The sequence below is a fragment of the Amycolatopsis sp. SID8362 genome (genome assembly GCF_010550475.1).
GTDB lineage: Bacteria > Actinomycetota > Actinomycetes > Mycobacteriales > Pseudonocardiaceae > Amycolatopsis > Amycolatopsis eburnea.
Genome location: NZ_JAAGNB010000272.1, coordinates 1 through 913, shown reverse-complemented (window position 1 = coordinate 913; position 913 = coordinate 1). Strand labels below are relative to the sequence as shown.

Annotated in this window: 1 protein-coding gene; it reads left to right on the top strand. The window is 75.5% G+C overall.

The genetic code is table 11. The annotated features are described in order from the left end of the window. Positions 1–865 (top strand): hypothetical protein (locus tag G3I65_RS09045; protein WP_203612324.1); only part of this gene is annotated, 865 nt, incomplete at its 5' end. Positions 866–913: the final 48 nt, after the last annotated feature.

Here is a 913-nt window from a genome sequence, read left to right as displayed (position 1 = left end):
GGTGCGCGGGCACCTGGCGAACGACCTGGGCCGTCCCGAGGACGCCGCCACCGCCTTCCGGGCGGCCGTCGCCGACTTCGCCGCGCTCGGGGCCGAGGTGGACGCGGCGGTGACGCGGGTCGAGTTCGCGGCCGCGTCGCTGGACGCCGGCCGTCCGGAAGAAGCGGCCGAAGCGATCGAGGACGCGGAGGCGGTCCTGGAGCGGGCCGAGGTGGGCCACGAACTGGCGCGCGGCCGGTACCTGCTGGCGCGGGCGTGCCAGGAGCTGGACCGGGAAGTCCAGGCGGCGGAGCTGTTCGCCGCGTCGGCCGAGCACTTCGCGGCGCTGGGGAACGAGGCCGCGGCGGGGCAGGCGACCGAGTCCCGCGCGGAGGTCCTCGACCGGCTGGACCGGGACGCCGAAGCGGCGGCGGATTTCGCGGCCGCGGCTTCGCGGTTCCACACGGCCGAACTGCCGGCGGAGGAGCTGCGCAACCGGCGCCGGGCGGCACTGTCGTGGCTGTGGGCCGGCGAGCCCGCGCGAGCGGAGGAAGCACTGGCCGAAGCGGACGCCGTGACGGGCGAGGGTCCGCACTTCGAGTGGGAGCGCGCCTTCGCGGCGTACGACGCGGCTCGCCTGCTGGCCAATTTGGACCGTCCGGCGGAGGCACTCCCCCGCGCCACGGCGGCGGCGGAAGCCTTGCGGGCCATGGACGCCGAGGGCCCGGCGGTCGCGGCGGACGTCCTCAGTGGACGGTTGTGGCGCGACCTGGGCAAGGTGGCGGAGGCCCGCGAGGTGCTGACTGCCGCCCTGGCCCGGCTGCCGGAGGAGGCGTCGGGCCAGCGCGAGGACATCGAGGCACTCCTGGCCGAACTCGACGCCTGATGGTCGTGAGTGTTCAGTCGGGTTCTAACCCGACTGAACACTCACGAC